The organism is Pseudomonas sp. BW7P1, assembly GCF_024981055.1.
Taxonomy (GTDB): domain Bacteria; phylum Pseudomonadota; class Gammaproteobacteria; order Pseudomonadales; family Pseudomonadaceae; genus Aquipseudomonas; species Aquipseudomonas bananamidigenes.
In genome coordinates, this window is the sequence record NZ_CP103374.1 from 2,368,579 (window position 1) to 2,386,243 (window position 17,665).

Genomic DNA, 17,665 nt, shown 5'->3' on the forward strand with positions numbered 1-17,665 from the left:
GAGGTCAGTGGATACTCGAAGCCAGTTCGAAGATCGGGATGTACATCAGGATCACGATCACCCCGATCAACAGGCCGATGAAGGTCATGAGCAGCGGTTCGAACAGACGCACGAACCACTCGATCCAGCGGCTGATTTCCTCATCGTAGAAATCGGCGCTGCGTTCCATCATTTGCCCGAGGTTGCCGGACTGTTCGCCGGCGCGCAGCAGGCGCAGGGACACGGGTGTCACCAGACGGTTGAGCTCGAGCGCGGTGGACAGCGATTGCCCCTCGCGCACCCGCTCGCAGGCCTGATCCAGCCGCGCCCGCGAAGCTACGGTGAGCAGGCCGCGCACCATGCCCATGGCCGTCACCAGTGGAATCCCGCCTTGCAGCAGAATCCCCAGTGACCGGTAAAACCGCGCCAGCTCATACATGAAAATCCGCTGGTGCACGGCGGGCAGTTTCTCCACCAGTCGATCCAGCCCACGGCGAAACGCCGGTTGTTTCTGCAGCACGGCGAGGGCGATGACGATTGTCGCCAACAGGCCAAAAAACTCACCCTGATGGGCGTGCAGAAACATGCCGCTGCTCATCAGGATCTGCGACAGCCACGGCAGGTTAGAGCCCAGCCCTTCGAACACCAGGCTGAAGCGCGGCACCACGTAGCCCATCAAAAACAGCACCACGCCACCGCCGACCACCAGCAACAACAGCGGATAGATCGAGGCGCTGACGATCTTCTGCCGCACCTCGTCCATGCGCTGGCGATAGCTCACGTAGCGGCCCAGCGCATCGCCGACCGCGCCGGTCTTCTCGCTGGACTGTACCAACGCCACGTACAACGGCGGGAAAACCGCCGACAACTGGCCCAGTGCCTGGGAGAAGGATTTGCCTTCGTACAGCAGCCGCACCAGCTCGCTCAGGGTTTTGCGGGCGGCGGGGGCGGTTTCTTTTTCGGCCAGGCTTTCCAGTGCATCGATCAGTGGCAGGCCGGCGTTGAGCAGGGTGGTCAGTTCCTGGCTGAACAGCACCAGGTTGAAGGTTTCACGTTTGCTCAGACGCAACGAGCGCCAGTGACGCTCGGCGTGCAGGCTGACCACGCGCAAGCCTTGATCCTCGGCGATGCGCCGCGCTTCGCTCTGGCCGGGCGCCTCTACGCTCAGCGACACCACCCCGGCCTTGCCCACTGCCTTCAAATGAAAACGCATGCGCTGTGCTCCGCTCATTGCCAGTTGGTGACTTCGGCGTTTTCGCCTTCGCCGCCGGGCTGGCCGTCCTTGCCCATCGAGAGCAGGTCGTACTCGGCGTTTTCGCCGGGATAGCGGTAGGTGTAGTTACGCCCCCACGGATCCTGCGGCAGTTTTTTCTGCAAGTACGGGCCGGTCCATTTGGCTTCGTCGCTCGGTGCGGTCACCAGCGCCTGCAAGCCCTGTTCGGTGGACGGGTAGTGGCCGACTTCCAGCCGATAAAGATCCAGCGCCTTGCTCAGGCCTTCGATCTGCGCCTTGGCGACCTTCACTTCGGAACGCCCCAGCTGGGCGAAATATTTGGGCGCGACGATCCCGGCCAACAGGCCAAGCACCACCAGCACCACGAGCAATTCGAGCAGGGTGAAACCGCGTTGGACATGCGGACGAAAATGCAGCTTCATGATGACCTCCCGTGAGTGGCAGCCGTGTCGCCACAGGGGCTTATGCAATTGCCATGCTCAGCCCCCGATAAATTCGGCTGTCGGGCTGTAGCCCTTGTATTACGGGCTCTTCAAGATTCGGCACAGTGCTTGCGTAGGGCTGGATGACGACGGGTCAGTGGGGCATTTCCCCCAATTTTTCGGGGCCTGTCAGGGGAGGCCCAATGATCCATTCATTCACTGCAGGACTGCTCGGCTGCGTGCTGTCAGTCGGTGTCGCGCAAGCCGATGTCTTCGTATCCGTGGACGCCAAGGGCAGCTACGTGCTGTCCAACGTCCACCGTCCCGGACGCACTTACGAGCGGGTGATCCGCGAAGCCGATGCGCCGCTGGTCAGCCTTGACCGGCAACCGCAATTGATCGCCAACCAGCCCTATGCCGAGCTGGTGTCAGCGGCGGCCAGCGCCAATCAGCTGCCTGAAGCCTTGCTGCACGCGGTGATCAAGTCCGAATCCAATTACAACCCCGGCGCCACCTCGCCCAAGGGGGCCGGCGGACTGATGCAATTGATGCCCGACACCGCCCGCGAGCTGGGGGTGAAAGACGTCTACGACCCCAAGGCCAACATCCAGGGCGGAGCCAAATACCTCAAGCGCCTGATGACCCTGTTCAACAACGACATCGCCCTGGCCGTGGCGGCTTACAACGCCGGACCTGACGCGGTGCTCAGCCGCGGCCGGGTGATCCCGCCGTTCGCCGAAACCCGACGTTATGTACCCAGCGTCTTGCGCCAGTACCGGCGTCTGCAAGGGCTGGCAGTGGACGCGCCGTTGTAGGTCCGGACACGGATTTCCCCACTTTCGGGGCAAATCCGAGGGGCCGGAAAAGTGGGGAAACGGGTGGGGAATATCCCCCGGATTCTCAAATGGCTTGTGTAACTGATTGAGATGAAAAGCAATTTTTTGTGGCATGCGGATTGCTCCAAGGGGTTTATCGAGAATCGTTCCCTGTGAGCACCCACTACGAGGTTTCCGATCATGGTTGGCATTCACCACGCACCGTCCCTGTTGAACTGGCTGCTGTTGCTGGTCTCGATGCTCAGTGTCGAACTGGCCAGCGCCACCGTGCGCTGTGAGCGCAATCTGGTGGCCAACGTCGTCGCCTTCGATCAACCGCTGATGTTCAACCGCCTCGGTGCGCAGAATGCCAACGGGATGATGTACGCGCTGCGCCGCGATGTGGTGGATGAGCATGACGTTTCGCTGGCCAATGGCGGCAGCGCGGTGCCGGGCAAAGTCTCGCTGCGGCCGGACAAGCGCCCGCGGCCGCTGGTGCTGCGGGTGGCCGCCGGTGATTGCCTGACGATCAACCTGCAGAACCTGCTCGATTATCAGGCCAACCCGAACAAGCATTTCGAAGGCCCTGAAGGCGAGGAAGGCGAGGAGGGCACCGAGAGCGCCAACGGCGCCGATGCTTTCAAAGTCGACGAGCAGGTCGCCGACCGCCATGTCGGTTTCCAGGTAAACGGCCTGCAAGCGGTGAACAGCATCGACGACATTTCCTCCTATACCGGGCGTAACGCCAATACCCTGGTGCCGCCGGGCGCGAGCCGTTCGTATGTGCTGTACGCCGAGCGCGAAGGAGCGTTTGCCGTCAGCAGTCGCGGCGCGACATTCGGTGGCGAGGGCGCGGCCGGGAATACCGCCAATGGCCTGTTCGGCCAGGTCGTGGTGGTGCCGAAGTCGGGCCGCACCTATCGCAATACTCTCACTGAAGAAGAAATGCGTCTGGCCACCACCGGTCGTACACCGGCCGGTCAACCCATCGTCGATTACCAGGCTCGCTACCCGCAGCGCGAACCATGGCTGCGCGAAGGCAAGGCTGGCACGCCGATCATCAGCATGGTCGACGGCAACGAAATCATCTCCAGCGAAAGCGATGCGATTGTCATGGGCAGCAATGCCGATGGCAGTTTTGCGCCCAGCACCTATCCGTTGGAATCGATGGGCAAACGCAACCCGGCGATCCCCAACCGCCTTGAACCATTTCGCGATTTCGCCTCGCAGTTCCAGGATGAAACTGCCGCGACCCAGGCATTCCCCGCCTACTGGGCCGACCCCGTCATGGCCCATGTGCTGGAGCCGACCCGCGACTCGTTCATGATCAACTACGGTTCCGGCGGCATGGGCGCTGAAGTGGTCGCCAACCGTCTCGGCGTGGGGCCTATGCACGATTGCCTGTCCTGCGCCTATGAAGAATTCTTCCTCAGCTCGCACACCGTCGGTGACGTGGCGATGCTGGTGGATGTGCCGGCCAACACCGGGCTCGAGAACATCGCCCCCGGCCAGACACCCAGCGCCGATCAGGTCGGCGTCAAGGCCACCATGGCCCTTTATCCGTCGGAGCCGTCGAACGTCAATCACAGCTACATCGGTGACTTCGTCAAATTCCGCAACACCCACAACGGCCACGAGCAGCACATCTTCCACCTGCACGGTCACCAGTGGCTGTTCAACCCCAATGATGACAACTCCGATTATGTCGATGCCCAAGGCATTGGTCCGGGCGCCGGCTATACCTACGAAATCGCCAACGGCGGCTCCGGCAACCGCAACCGGGTGGCCGGCGATGCGATCTATCACTGTCACTTCTATCCGCATTTCGCTCAGGGCATGTGGTCGATGTGGCGGGTGCATGATGTGTTCGAAGAAGGCACCCGGCTGGAAGTGTCGCAACAGGGCGTCGATGGTTATCACAGCGAACCTTACGCACTGCGCAGCGGTAAACCGGCCGCTGGTGCCCGCGCCTTGCCGGATGGCGAGATCATTGCCGGCACGCCGATTCCGGCCGTCGTGCCGCTGCCCGGCAAAGCCATGGCCCCGATGCCGGGCAAAGTGGTGGTCGTGCCGAAAATCGGTGAAACCCTGGTCGCCGGCCACGATGACGACGATGAGGAAGAAGAGGGCGATGACGATGGCGAACACCATGGCGGCAACGGCGGATCGCAAGCCATCGGTTCCCTGGCATTGGTCGATCGCAGCGAAGCCAACCGCAACGCCGACGGCAGCCTGAAAAACCCCGGCTATCCATTCTGGATCGGCGGCATGGAAAGTTCGGTGGGTCAGCGTCCGCCAACCCCACCGCTGGACATGCTCGACGCCGCCACCGCGCAATCATTGAAAGCCAGCGGCAAGGCGCTGTGGGCCAACCTCGACCCGAATCAGTCCGGCGGCTGGGACGGCGGCCTGCCGCGCCATGCCCTGGACGGCAAGTCGGCCGGAGGAGAAGCACACACCGTCACTACCTCGCTGGATTTCTCCAAGGAAGTCACCCGGGCCAAACCGATCTACCTGCCGGAAGAAGGCACCGAGGTCGAACAGGCCGCGATGGCCTTCCACGCAAAGAAAGATCATCCAAGCTTTGCCTTGCTGCCCGGCAATCAAATCGTGGCCAAGGCCTTCCGCACCAACGGCGCCTTGCCGATGGCCGGCGCGCCGTACTACGAACCGTGCATGGACGACCGGCAAAAACGCCTGACCAGCAGCGCCGGCACCGGTGAATTCGCCAGCGGCGACCGGCTGGACGGTATGTCCTTCGTCGGCGCCTCGACCTTTACCGCCGACCGGCCGCGGGTCTACAAGGCCGCCAACATTCAGTTCGATGCGGTCTACAACAAAGTCGGTTATCACTTCCCGCAAGCCCGGATTCTGGCGCTGTGGGAAGACGCCTGGCCGGTAATTACCAAACAGCGTCCGCCAGAGCCGCTGGTGATGCGCATGAACACCTTCGATTGCGTGCAATACCAGCAAACCAACCTGGTGCCCGCCACCTACGAGATGGACGACTATCAGGTGCGCACCCCGACCGACGTGATCGGCCAGCACATCCACCTGCCGAAGTGGGACCTGACGTCCGCCGACGGTTCCTCCAACGGCTGGAACTACGAGGACGGCGTGCTCTCCCCAGGCGCTGTTCAGGAACGCATTCACGCGATCCGCGAGTTCAACCAGTGCGAGGGCAGCGACCCGCGCGACGGCACCCAGGCGTGCCCGAAAGCCAAGGCGCATCCATTCTTCGGCCAATTCGGGCGCAGCGACTGGATGGGCGCACGCACGGCCATGCAGCGCTGGTTCGTCGATCCGGTGGTCAACGCCAAGGGCGTGGACCGGGGGCTGGGCACGATCTTCACCCACGACCACCTCGGCCCATCGACTCACCAGCAGATCGGGCTGTATGCCACGGTGCTGGCGGAGCCGGCCGGTTCCACCTGGTTCCACGCCGAAACCGGCGAGCCTCTGTACAGCGGCGCGCGCCAGGACGGCGGGCCGACCTCGTGGCAGGCGGTGATCAACACCGGCGACCTCGACGGCGACGGCAAGAACGACAGCTACCGTGAGTTCTTCCTCGAATACAGCGACTTCCAGCACGCCTATGAAGCCGGCGTGTACGTGGGTGCCGGCCCTAACGGCGTGCCTGATCCGCAAGCGTTTCCGGCCACCGCCGACAGCTTCCGCTACGCGATCAACCCGCCGGTGCGCAGCAACGCCAGCTCCTTGCTCGAGGGCGTGCTGGAAATGCAGGGCGGTCAGGTGCCGGGCTGCCCGAGCCGGCCTTGCCCGCAAGCGATCTCCGTGGATGATCCGGGCATGTTCGTCGTCAACTATCGCAACGAGCCGCTGGCCCTGCGGGTCTACGACCCGAACAAGGTCGGCCCGGACGGCAAGCGCGGCATGCAGGCCGACGGCCTCGGCGGCGATCTGGCGTACGCCATGCAAAGCCGTACCGACCGGGCGATCCCGGCGATGAACCTGGCGCCGAATCTGGTGACGGCTGCCACCGGCCCGACCGGCGGCACCACGCTGTTCCCGCCGCACATCAACAAGGGCGGCAGCGAGCCGGGCGATCCGTTCACCCCGATGCTGCGTACCTACACCGGCGACAACGTGCGTCTGCGGGTCCATGCCGGCGGCCACGAGGAAGAGCACAACGTCACCCTGCACGGCGTGAAATGGCTGCAGAGCGGTTCCGGTTTCGGCAACAGCTCCAACTCTGGCTGGCGCGCCTCGCAGATGATCGGCATCTCTGAACAGATGGGCTTCATCGCACCCGTTTCGATGCTGTCCAGTTCCGCCGCGACCACCGGTGACTATCTGTACTCGATGGACGCTTCGATCGAAGGCTACTGGAGCGGGATCTGGGGCGTGATGCGCAACTACACGGCCAAACGCAATGACCTGTTCGCCATCCCCAACAACCCGAACCCGGCCGGCATGCGCAACACCGTGGCGTTTGAAGGCAGCTGCCCACGGATCAGCGCCAACCCCAACGGCATCGGCACCCGGCCGACGGTGCAGCGCAACTATGAAGTGGTCGCCGCGCTGGCCAACGACATCCTCGGCAATTCGCTGGGCCTGAGCATCGGCGATTCTGCCGGGCTCGGTCAGCATGTCGGCGGGCCGCTGAATCCGGCGGGCGGCACCCTGGTGCTGAACTCGCGCACGGTGAGCATCCCGCAAGTGACCGTGACTGATCCGGAGGACGGCGAGACCATCACCATCGGTGGCCAGAGCGGGCCGCTGCATGATCCGACGGCGATCCTGTACGTGCGCAAATCCGACCTCGATCCGGTCAGCGGCAAGCTCAAACCCGGCATTCCGGTCGAACCGCTGGTGCTGCGCGCCGCGGCGGGGGACTGCATCAACATCACCCTGGAAAACCGTCTGCCCAGCGTGATGCCGGACCTGACCCAGACCGCGGTGATGCAAGGCATCGTCAAGCGTGACCGCAACAGCGGCCTGGGCTCGACCACTTTCAGCAACAACCTGATGCGGCCGTCCAGCCACGTGGGGCTGCACGCCCAACTGCTGGCCTACGACATCACCAAATCCGACGGTGCCAACGTCGGCGCCAACCCGATCCAGACCGTGCCGCCACGGGTTGGCAGCAGCGGCGCCTACCCGACCCGTACCTATCAGTACTACGCCGGGCATCTGGAGCGTGAAGGCAAACCGGTGACTCAACTGGGGCGCAGTGTCGACAACATCAACGCCACGGCCGTGGAATTCGGTGGCCTGAACATCACCCCGGCGGATGTGATCAAGCAACCGCAAAAAGGTCTGGGGGGGGCGATGAGCATCCTGCCGATCGGCGCGACCTGGGTCGACGATGCGCGCAAGGTCAACGCCACGGTCACCGCACCGGGGCAGACGACCTACCGCGACTTCGCGATGGTCTGGCACAAGGCGCTGAACACGCGCTGGGCCAATGGCCGGCCGGTCGAAGGCATCGCTGCCGAGGGCTTCGGCGTGCCGACCGATCCGCAGGACAACTCGAGCATGGCCATCAACTACAAGACCGAGCCGCTGTGGTATCGCTTCGGCCTCGCTCCGGATGCGCCGTTCGGCCATGCCGATGGCGCCGGTTACGGCGACATGACCAACGCGCACATGGCCTACAGCAATGCGCTGGTGGGGGGCGATCCGCAGACGCCGGTGCTGTATGCCAAACCGGGGCAGCCGTTGCGTACGCACATCCTGATGCCGAGCGGCGGCAGTCGCGGCACGACGTTCCAGCTCGACGGACATGTCTGGTCGCTCAACCCGTTCCAGGCCGAGAAGAGCGACACCGGTGGCTACCCGATGGGCACGCCGGGTGTGGGCTCGGTGCGCTTCGGCTACAACCCGATGTCGATGTACATCGGCGCTCACGAGAGCGTTCTGCCGGCGGCGCACTTCAGCTTCATGATCCTGAGCGCCGGGGGCAGCAACGCGATACCGGGGGACTACCTGTTCCGCGATTACGCCGCCTACGGCAATACCTCGGGGCTGTGGGGATTGCTGCGGGTGACCAATGAGCCGGAGCCGGCGCCGCCTGCTCAGTAGCTGGAATGCGATGGATCGGTGGATGCAAAAACTGTGAGAGCTGTCGGGGAAAGGTTTGCAGGGGAGAGATCCATGAACAGGATCATCAACATTATCGGCATCTGCCTGCTGGCGATGGCCGGCGCGCTGCTCACGCTGAGCGAGATAGCCCTGGCGCAAACCGGCGCCGGGCAGGTGCTGACCCGCGACGGCGTATCGATTGCCTTTAACCTGAAGCCGCTGGCCAGCGACGGCCAGTTGCGTGAGGGCGAGTTCGCTGACGTGCAGTTTCGCGTCACCGACGGCGCGTCCGGCCAGCCGTTGTCCGGTGTGGCGCCGGGGGCGTGGATCGATCCGCAAACCGTTGCCGCCGATCAGGCCCAGGGCCGCGATCAGAGCTGCAAGTCGCGGGTCGGCACGTTCCTCAAATCCAACATCGGCGCGCGGCCATTGCTCGATCTCAACAGCTATTTCCTGCTGGTGATGAACCGCGATGCCAGCGTTTCGGTGGTCGATCCCTCTGTCTCGGTCGGCGGCATCACCAGCACGCTGGCGCGGATCGAACTCAAGCAATCGCCGATGGATTGGGTCACGCCCAAGGACAACAAAAAGGTCTTCGTGTCGATGCCGGCGGCGGGAGAAGTGGCGGTGATCGACAGCGAGCAGTTCAAGGTCATCGACTCGGTGTCCGCCGGCAGCCAGCCAGTGCGAGTCGCGCTGCAACCGGACGAGCGCCTGCTGTGGGTCGGCAACAACGCGAGCAAGGCTGAAGCGTCAGGCGTTACGGTGATCGACACCCAGAGCCTCAAACCGCTGAAACACCTGATGACCGGTCGCGGCCATCACGAAATCACCTTCAGCAAGGACAGCCGTTTCGCCTTCGTCAGCAACCGCGACGACGGCACCCTCAGCGTCATCGACGTCGCCAGTCTGAGCCTGTTGCAACAGGTGCAAACCGGTTCCAGCCCGCTGTCGGTGGCGTACTCGCCGCTGTCCGGCGCGGTGTACGTGGCCGATGGCAAGGACGGCACCGTCACCGTGATCGACAGCAACAGCCGCGCAGTAAGGCGGGTAATCAAGCTGCAACAGGGCCTCGGCCCGATGGGTTTCAGCGCCGACGGCCGTTTTGGCGTGGTGCTGAACACGATGGAGAACCGCGCCACGGTGATCGACGCGGCCAACGATTCGGCGATCCATGACCTGGAGGTTTCAGCCGAACCCTATCAAGTGGTGTTCACCCAGGCCTATGCCTACGTGCGCGGACTGGCCTCGCCGAAAGTCACCATGATCAACCTGTCTTCGCTGGGCGAAGGGCGTCAGCCGATTACTCAGGGTTTCGAGGCCGGGCCGCAGCCGCCACGGCTGGCCGGGGACCTGCCGCTGGCGTCGAGCCTCGCGGTATCGCGCGATGACAATGCGGTGTTCGTGGTCAACCCGGTGGACAACACCACCTATTTCTACGCCGAAGGCATGAACGCGCCGATGTCCGGTTACCCCAACCGGGGGCAGATCGCCCGTGCCGCGCTGGTGATCGACCGCAGCCTGCGCGAAGTGTCGCCGGGGCTCTACAGCGCACGGGTCAAGCTGCCGGCGGCGGGGCGCTTCGACGTGGCGTTCCTGCTCAACCAGCCAAACATCATTCATTGCTTCACCGCGCAGGTAGCGTCCGACGGCGCGCCTGAAAAACATCTGGGCCTGCCCAAAGTCGAGTTCCTGCTGGACAAGACCGCCGTGGCCCTCAACGACCCGTATGTGGTGCGTTTTCGCATCGTCCAGGGCAAACAGAAGATCCAGCGCAGCGGCGTGACCGACGTGCAGTTGCGCTACTTCCTCGCGCCGACCTCGCGCCCCCGCGAAGTGGCGGCACAGGAAGTCGCCGACGGCGTGTACGAAGCGCCGGTGACCCTCGACCGCAGCGGCGCCTGGTACCTGCATGTGCGCGCGGCCTCGCTGGGCGCCGGTTTCGACGACAAGACATTTGCCAGTGTCCGGGTGCTGCCCGGCCAGACCCAGTGACGAGGTAACGACCATGAACCGATTTGCATCCCGTGGCCTGCTGACCCTGTGCCTGTTGGCCGCCGGTATCCAGCAGGCCAGCGCCCACTCGGCGGACGAGCACGCCGGGCACACGGCCCCAGCCGCCAACAGCCAGCAGCATGCCCAGGTCAAATTCGCCGACGTGCCGCTACTCGACCAGAACGGCAAGACCGTGCACCTGGAGCAGGATCTGGTGCACAACAAGATTGTCGTCATGAGTTTCATCTACACCAGCTGCACGACGGTGTGCCCGGTGGTCTCGTCGATCATGGGCAAGGTGCAGAAACAGCTCGGTGCCCGGGTCGGCACCGAAGTGCAACTGGTGTCGATCAGCATCGATCCGCAGCGCGATGACCCGAAACGCCTGCAGGATTACGCCCGCGCCTTCCAGAAAGGCCCGGGCTGGAGCTGGCTCACCGGTTCGCCGCAATCGATCACCGCCACCCTCAAGGGCCTCGGCACTTTCAGCGGCGACTTCAAGAATCACCAGCCGCTGATCCTCGTCGGTGACGGCAACAGTCGCCACTGGACTCGCTATTACGGCTTCACCGACCCGGTATTGCTGGCCAGGGAAGTCGAGAAACTCAGCGGCCTGCGCACCCACGCCAAACACACCGCGATTGCCATGGAGCAACAACCATGAGAACCCTGGACTGGATCACCCTGACGGTGTGTTTCTGGATTTTCAGCGCCATGGCCCTGGCCCACGAAGGCCACGAACAACCTGCACCGACAACGGCCAGCGCTGCGCCGGCACCGGCCAAAGGCACCCACGACGCGAAAACCTGGTTCACCGACACGCCGTTGCTGGATCAGAACGGTGACGTCCAGCGTTTCTACAGCGACGCGCTGCACAACCGCGTGGTGCTGCTCAACGTGATCTTCACCCGTTGCAATGACGCCTGCCCGCTGATCACCCGCAAGCTCAAGGAAGTCCGCGAGCTGCTGGGCGACAAGGCCGACGGCATCACCTTCATTTCCCTTACCAGTGATCCGCTGCGCGACACGCCGGCGGTGCTCAAGGCTTACACCTTGAAGCAGGGTGCCGATGACCCTCACTGGCTTTTCCTCACCGGCGACAAGGCGCAGATGGACCTGGTGCTGGGCCGCATCGGGCAGATCGTGCCGACGCCCGAGCAGCACTCGACCCAGTTGATCGTCGGCGATGTCGCCAACAAACGCTGGAGCAAAATCCGTCCCGATGCCCCGGCCGCCGCCATTGCCCAGCGCTTGCAGTTGCTGACAATGCCCATGGCCGGCCGCTGAGTCTGCGCCATGAACCTCGGCCGCGTCCTCGCCCTTATCCTGCTCGCTGGCGTCAGCCTCGGCGCGGCCGCGTTGCCGCTGACCGATGAAGAAAGCGCCGGCAAGCGCCTGTACCGCGAAGGTTTGTCCGCCAGCGGCGAACCGATCATGGCGCGGGTCGGCGCGGCGGATGTGTTGCTGCCGGCCACCAGCCTGCCGTGCGCCAACTGCCACGGCGCCGACGGTCTCGGTCGGCCCGAAGGCGGGGTGCGTCCGCCGGAACTCAACTGGTCGCGGCTGACCAGCGTCCACGGTCAGCAGCAAATCAATGGCCGCCATTACCCGGCTTACACCGAGAGCAGTCTGGCGCAGGTGATCCAGCAGGGCCGCGACCCCGGCAACAATCGCCTCGACCCGAGCATGCCGCGCTTTCTGCTGTCGATGAAGGATCAACGCAACCTCACCGCGTACCTCAAACGCCTGGCCGATGACCGCGATCCGGGGCTTGATGACCAGACCTTGCACCTGGGCACCTTGCTGCCCAGCCAGGGGCCGCTGGCCGAGGAGGGCGCAACCATCGCGGCGGTGCTCAACGGCAGCGTGGCGCGGATCAATCAGGCCGGCGGCATTCACGGCCGGCAGTTGCGTCTGAGCGTGGCCGATCCCGGCCCGGATCGCGCGAGTGCTGAACGGGCCCTGCAACGGCTGATCGAGGAGGAGAAAGTTTTCGCCCTGATCGCACCGCTGGCCCCGGCACTGGACAGCGAACTGGCGCCGCGCCTGGAACAGTCCGGCGTGCCATTGATCGGGGCCATGTCGCTGCTCGGTCCGGTGCAGGCCAGCCCGCAGATTTTCGAACCGTTGCCGGGATTGCGCGAGCAGCTGATCGCGCTGGCCGACTACGCCACCGCCAGCCTGCGAGTGCTGCAAGGGCCGACGCTGATTGCCTATCCCGATGATCCGGCGCAAGTGCTGGCGGCACAGACCCTCGGTCGTTATCTGCAGGAACACGGCTGGCAAAAAGTCCATCTGCAGACTTACGACCCGACGGCGGACAGCTTGCCGCTGGGCTCGCGCTCGGTGTTTTACCTGGGCAGCGGCGGTGGTTTCAGTCGGCTGGCGACCGGATTGCAGAATGCCGGGCAGGTGCCTTATCTGTTTGCCGCATCGAGCCAGGTGGCGGGAGATCTGCTGCAAGTGCCGGAGGGATTTTCCCGGCGAGTGTTTCTGGCGTATCCGTTCGTGCCCAGCGACTGGAGCCAGGCCGGGCGCATGGCGCTGACGCTGTTGCGCGAACAGCAGGGCCTCGGCGCCCGGCACGCGGTGCTGCAAGTCGGCGCTTACGCCTCGATGCTGTTGTTCAGCGAAGGCATGAAGCAGGCCGGCCGCGACGCCAGCCGCGAAAAACTGGTGGCGGCGCTCGAAGGCCTGCACGACTTCGACACCGGCCTGACCCCGCGCCTGAGCTTCGGCCCCGGCCGACGATCGGGCCTGAGCGGGGCGCACGTGGTCACCGTTGACTTGCCCGACCAGCGTTTTTACCTGGTCGCTCCCTACAAACCGATTATTGCCACGCCCTGACCGGAGGCCCTGATCATGAAGCTCAAAACCCTGTGTTTGCTGCTGACAGGCTGGTTGTCGGTGGCGCTGGCGAACGATGAACCGGTGGCCGCCCGGGTCAACGGCGAGGCGATTTCCGGGTTTCGCCTGGAACGCTATTTCGCCGAGTACCTGGAAGATCAAGGCCGCGCGGTGGCGAGCATCCGCAACCCGAAGGCCTATAAACAACTGCGGCAGGCCGCGCTGGATGCGTTGATCGACAAGGAACTGCTCTGGCAGGAATCGCGCAAGCGCGGGGTCAGGATCGATGAGCAAACGGTGCGCGATCAGGTCGAGCAGACCCGTACCGCGATCGGTGGCACCGATAAATTCCTCCAGCGTTTGCAAGACGCCGGTTTCGACGAGGCCTCGTTCACCGAGTACACCCACCGCGAACTGGCGGCGCAGCGGATGTTCGCCGAGCTGACCCAGGTCCAGGCCCCGGACGAGCAAACGGTGCGGGCTTTCTTTGAAGAACACCGCGCTGAAATGGGCGCGCCGGAGCAGGTGCAGGCCCGGCACATTCTGATCAAGGTTGCCGGCGATGCCGACGCCGCCACGGTTGAAGCGGCGCGGCTACGCTTGATGCAAATGCGGGCGGCTATCGCTGAGGGGCAAACCTTTGCTAGCGTCGCCCAATCGGGATCGGAAGATGTCACCGGCCGCCAGGGCGGGGACCTGGGGTATTTCGCCCGTGGGCAAATGGTGCCGGCCTTCGAAACGGCGGCGTTTGCCCTCAAGCCTGGCGAAGTCAGCGAGGCGGTGCGTACACCATTCGGCTGGCATTTGATTTTTGTCGAGAACCACAAGGAGGCGGCCGATGTCCCAGAGGAGCAAGGGCTGGAAACAGTCAGGGCGTACCTCGCCCGGCAACAACAGACCCAGGCTCGTCGTCAGGTGCTCGCGCAGTTGCGGGCAGAGAACAGGATCGAACGAATTGACGACGACTGAAGGTTCCCCCCCAAAAGTGGGGAATGGCTTCGATGCCCATTCAGGTGCTTCCCCGTTTCTGGGGAACGGGGTACCGGGACGAGCGGGCATTTCCATTCAATTCAAGGACATGAAGACAAAAAATTACCGGCACTCAGCCTGGCATGAAGTGTGCGTTACCTCTTGTGAGGCGCACTCCAGCAGGTTCGGGTCATTGAATTTCAATTGCCGGCACTTGAGGTTTCAGGGAGTCCACCTTGGTTAACAAAGTACTGGTTGTCGAAGACGAACAGCTGCTTGCACAGAACCTTCAGGATTATCTGTCGGCGCAAGGGCTGGAAGTCCGGATTGCACATGACGGCGCAGAGGGAATCGGCCTGGCCGAGACTTTCGCCCCCGACGTGCTGGTGTTCGATTACCGCTTGCCCGATATGGAAGGGTTCGAGGTGCTCGACGCGGTCCGCCAGAACAGGACGTGTCATTTCGTGCTGATAACGGGTCACCCGACCGCTGAAGTCTGTGAGCGGGCGCGGCAACTGGGGGTCAGTCACATCCTGTTCAAACCGTTTCCACTGGCGGAACTGGCCCGAGCTGTCTGTGACCTTCTGGGGATCCAGCGCGAAGAGAAACCCGGTGCGAGCCCATCCGAAGGCTTCGTCGAACGACGCCAGAGCAGGACCGAGAGCTTCCCGTTGCAGTTGTACGATGGCAGTTGGGTGCTGGCGGACCGCCGACGAAACCGGTCGGAGGCCATGGCACCGGACGACGATCAAATGCTCACCGGGGAGTAATGGCGCGATAGACGTTCCGGCACTCGCCGAACCCGCCTCCCGCGCCGTCAGGGCCTCAAGCCCCGGTTGTTGGAGAGCAAGCCATGGATCGTCTGTCCGTTGTCGTCGAACCGCTGTCGGTCACTCCTCCACAGGAGGCACAGACCCCGCCACGCTTTTCCAGTGAGCAACTGGCTCAGGCCCGGGCACGGGCCAGCACTTCCGGGGAGCGGGTGCTCGATGCACTGGCCGTGCTCTGTGAGCTGGCGCCGATGCCGTTCATTGCCAGCCTTGGCGCCACCCTGCATTACCCGGTGCTCGACACCGACACGCTGTTTCTGGCGACTCCGGTGTTCGACCGGGTTACCCTCGCGCAATGCCTCAAACGTGAATTCATCCTGCTGCGCCACAACGACGAAGTCATCGGCGTGTTCGCCGACCCCTTCGACACGTCGCGCCTGGCCTGGATCGACGAATGCCTGCACGGCGCGCCGCTGTACCTGGTGCACGCCGACGACCTCAAGGCCTATCTGGCCCGCCACGAAGAAAGCTTCCACGCCGTCGAATCGCTCAACGCCCAGGCCGATGCCGGCAGCGAGACCGATACCCTGCAAAGCCTGTCGCTGACCAGCATCAGCGAAGACTCGAGCGTGGTGGTGAAACTGGTCAACTCGACCCTGTACGACGCGTTGAAAATGCACGCCAGCGACATCCACCTCGGCACCACCGGCCATGGCCTGGTGATCAAGTACCGGATCGACGGCGTGCTGAACAACATCGGCAAGATCCAGGGCAGCGAGTTCGCCGAGCAGGTGATTTCCCGGGTAAAGGTCATGGCCGAACTGGACATCGGCGAAAAACGCGTGCCCCAGGACGGTCGCTTCAAGATCGGCATCAGCGGCCGGCAGATCGACTTTCGGGTGTCGATCATGCCGAGCATCTTCGGCGAAGACGCGGTGCTGCGGGTGCTGGACAAACAGGACCTGGCCGACAAGGTCTGCGGCGTACAACTTCAGGCGCTGGGCTTTGAAGACGAAACCCTGCGTCAACTGCGCCGTCTGGCTGCCGAACCCTACGGCATGGTGCTGGTGACCGGCCCCACCGGCAGCGGCAAGACCACCACGCTGTACGCGATGATCACCGAGATCAACCACGGTGTGGACAAGATCATCACCATCGAAGACCCGGTGGAATATCAGCTGCCGGGCGTCTTGCAAATTCCGGTCAACGAGAAGAAGGGTCTGACCTTCGCCCGTGGCCTGCGCTCGATCCTGCGTCACGACCCGGACAAGATCATGGTCGGCGAGATCCGCGACCCGGACACCGCGCAGATCGCCGTGCAATCGGCACTCACCGGGCACCTGGTGTTCACCACCATTCACGCCAACAACGTATTCGACGTGATCGGCCGGTTTACCCAGATGGAAATCGACCCTTACAGTCTGGTCTCGGCGCTCAACGCGATTCTCGCCCAGCGCCTGATTCGGCTGGTGTGCAGCAGTTGCAGCACACCGGTCAACCCGAGCGATGAAGAGCTGCGTGCCTCGGGCCTCGATCCACAGCAAGTCGATCACTACCGCTTCGTCCACGGCAAAGGCTGCGGCCACTGCCGCGGCAGTGGCTATCGCGGTCGGACGGCGATTGCCGAGCTGCTGCATCTGGACGACGAACTGCGGCAGATGATCGTCGAGCGCCAACCCATCACCCAGATCAAAGCCCTGGCCTGCGCCCGTGGTTTGCGCCTGTTGCGCGAATCGGCACTGGAGCTGGTGGAGCACGGCCGGACCACGCTGGAGGAGATCAATCGTGTCACTTTTATCGCGTGATCAATTTATCGCCGTGCTCGGCGCCAGCGGGGTCGGCCTCGGCCAGCGCCGGGGCAGCGACACCCTGTGGCTGGGCAGCGTCGGTTACATCGACGAAAGCTTCCAGAGCTACGCGGTGGCGCTGGACACCCTCGACCGTCTGCTCGGCGAACACACCCGCGCCGGTGCCGAGCTGAGGGTGGTGATCTCCGGCCATTTCAGCCGCTTTTGCCTGGTGCCCTGGAGCGAACAGATCAGCAGCCCTGAAGAACTGCGCGGCTTCGCCCGGTTGTGCTTCGAAGACCTGTTCGGCGCACCGACCCAACCGTGGAGTCTGGTGCTGTCGGCCGAGCCGGCCGGGCATGACCGGATCGCCAGCGCCTTGCCGCAGGATTTGCTGGAACGCCTGCGCACGCTGGTCGCGGGTCGCGGCCTGCGTCTGCGCTCGGTGCAGCCGTACCTGATGACCGCGTTCAACCGCTTCGACAAAAGCCTCGACGCCGGCGACTTCCTGTTCATTGTCGCCGAACCGCAACGCAGCGTGTTGCTGCTGGCAAGGGAAGGGCGCTGGTCGTCGGTGCGCTCGGTGGGCGGCAGCGACAGCGACGCGGCACTCAGCGCGCTGATCGGTCGCGAACGGCAATTGCAAGCTTCCACCAGCGAACGCGCCTTCAACGTTTACCTGCACGCCCCGGCACGCCTCGATGCGCAACCGGATTTGGCGGGGGTGCACCTGCGCACCCTCGAAGACGAATCGATGACCGTGCGTGACGCCTTGTACGTCATGTCCCGGGCGGTGGCCTGA

General features: G+C 63.9%; 12 protein-coding genes. 10 read left to right on the forward strand and 2 right to left on the reverse strand.

Going from position 1 to position 17,665, the window contains the following annotated elements; translation table 11 throughout:
- Positions 1–4 precede the first annotated feature (4 nt).
- Together NWV16_RS10675 and gspG are read right to left on the reverse strand one after the other, a co-directional pair.
- Positions 5–1,192, reverse strand: a complete 1,188-nt coding sequence (locus tag NWV16_RS10675; protein WP_115077250.1) for a type II secretion system F family protein — start codon at positions 1,190–1,192, stop codon at positions 5–7.
- A gap of 14 nt (positions 1,193–1,206) precedes the next feature.
- A complete protein-coding gene (gspG, locus tag NWV16_RS10680; RefSeq protein ID WP_260522974.1) occupies positions 1,207–1,635 on the reverse strand; it encodes a type II secretion system major pseudopilin GspG in 429 nt (142 codons plus the stop codon).
- A gap of 203 nt (positions 1,636–1,838) precedes the next feature.
- Between gspG and NWV16_RS10685 the strand changes: the two genes are divergently transcribed.
- From NWV16_RS10685 to NWV16_RS10730, 10 genes are all read left to right on the forward strand, one after another.
- Positions 1,839–2,450 carry a lytic transglycosylase domain-containing protein gene (locus tag NWV16_RS10685; protein WP_260522975.1) on the forward strand — a complete coding sequence of 204 codons (612 nt, stop codon included), beginning with the start codon at positions 1,839–1,841 and terminating at the stop codon, positions 2,448–2,450.
- Between the two features lie 201 nt (positions 2,451–2,651).
- Positions 2,652–8,495 carry a manganese-oxidizing multicopper oxidase MnxG gene (gene mnxG, locus NWV16_RS10690; RefSeq protein WP_312846925.1) on the forward strand — a complete coding sequence of 1,948 codons (5,844 nt, stop codon included), beginning with the start codon at positions 2,652–2,654 and terminating at the stop codon, positions 8,493–8,495.
- 72 nt (positions 8,496–8,567) lie between these two features.
- Positions 8,568–10,490: a YncE family protein gene (locus tag NWV16_RS10695; RefSeq protein ID WP_260522976.1), complete on the forward strand. Its 1,923-nt coding sequence runs from the start codon at positions 8,568–8,570 to the stop codon at positions 10,488–10,490.
- Positions 10,491–10,503: 13 nt separating this feature from the next.
- Positions 10,504–11,154 (forward strand): SCO family protein, encoded by a 651-nt coding sequence (locus tag NWV16_RS10700; protein WP_260522977.1) that lies wholly within the window; start codon positions 10,504–10,506, stop codon positions 11,152–11,154.
- Entirely contained in the window at positions 11,151–11,777 is a 627-nt protein-coding gene (locus NWV16_RS10705; protein ID WP_260522978.1) for an SCO family protein, read from the forward strand. The genes NWV16_RS10700 and NWV16_RS10705 overlap by 4 nt, the downstream gene beginning before the upstream one ends.
- A gap of 9 nt (positions 11,778–11,786) precedes the next feature.
- Entirely contained in the window at positions 11,787–13,337 is a 1,551-nt protein-coding gene (locus NWV16_RS10710; protein WP_260522979.1) for an ABC transporter substrate-binding protein, read from the forward strand.
- Positions 13,338–13,352: 15 nt separating this feature from the next.
- Positions 13,353–14,306 carry a peptidylprolyl isomerase gene (locus tag NWV16_RS10715; RefSeq protein ID WP_260522980.1) on the forward strand — a complete coding sequence of 318 codons (954 nt, stop codon included), beginning with the start codon at positions 13,353–13,355 and terminating at the stop codon, positions 14,304–14,306.
- Between the two features lie 236 nt (positions 14,307–14,542).
- Positions 14,543–15,076, forward strand: a complete 534-nt coding sequence (locus tag NWV16_RS10720; RefSeq protein ID WP_085698586.1) for a response regulator — start codon at positions 14,543–14,545, stop codon at positions 15,074–15,076.
- Between the two features lie 83 nt (positions 15,077–15,159).
- Positions 15,160–16,881, forward strand: coding sequence for a GspE/PulE family protein (locus tag NWV16_RS10725; RefSeq protein WP_260522981.1), 1,722 nt, complete (start codon positions 15,160–15,162; stop codon positions 16,879–16,881).
- The gene (locus tag NWV16_RS10730; RefSeq protein ID WP_260522982.1) at positions 16,862–17,665 is read left to right on the forward strand and encodes a hypothetical protein; all 804 of its coding nucleotides are present in this window, start codon (positions 16,862–16,864) and stop codon (positions 17,663–17,665) included. Before NWV16_RS10725 ends, NWV16_RS10730 begins: the two co-directional genes overlap by 20 nt.

Excerpts from the sequence above, each read along its gene's own strand:
- NWV16_RS10675 (WP_115077250.1), bottom strand. The coding sequence starts at position 1,192 with ATGCGTTTTCATTTGAAGGCAGTGGGCAAGGCCGGGGTGGTGTCGCTG.
- gspG (WP_260522974.1), bottom strand. The coding sequence starts at position 1,635 with ATGAAGCTGCATTTTCGTCCGCATGTCCAACGCGGTTTCACCCTGCTC.
- NWV16_RS10685 (WP_260522975.1), top strand. The coding sequence starts at position 1,839 with ATGATCCATTCATTCACTGCAGGACTGCTCGGCTGCGTGCTGTCAGTC.
- mnxG (WP_312846925.1), top strand. The coding sequence starts at position 2,652 with ATGGTTGGCATTCACCACGCACCGTCCCTGTTGAACTGGCTGCTGTTG.
- NWV16_RS10695 (WP_260522976.1), top strand. The coding sequence starts at position 8,568 with ATGAACAGGATCATCAACATTATCGGCATCTGCCTGCTGGCGATGGCC.
- NWV16_RS10700 (WP_260522977.1), top strand. The coding sequence starts at position 10,504 with ATGAACCGATTTGCATCCCGTGGCCTGCTGACCCTGTGCCTGTTGGCC.
- NWV16_RS10705 (WP_260522978.1), top strand. The coding sequence starts at position 11,151 with ATGAGAACCCTGGACTGGATCACCCTGACGGTGTGTTTCTGGATTTTC.
- NWV16_RS10710 (WP_260522979.1), top strand. The coding sequence starts at position 11,787 with ATGAACCTCGGCCGCGTCCTCGCCCTTATCCTGCTCGCTGGCGTCAGC.
- NWV16_RS10715 (WP_260522980.1), top strand. The coding sequence starts at position 13,353 with ATGAAGCTCAAAACCCTGTGTTTGCTGCTGACAGGCTGGTTGTCGGTG.
- NWV16_RS10725 (WP_260522981.1), top strand. The coding sequence starts at position 15,160 with ATGGATCGTCTGTCCGTTGTCGTCGAACCGCTGTCGGTCACTCCTCCA.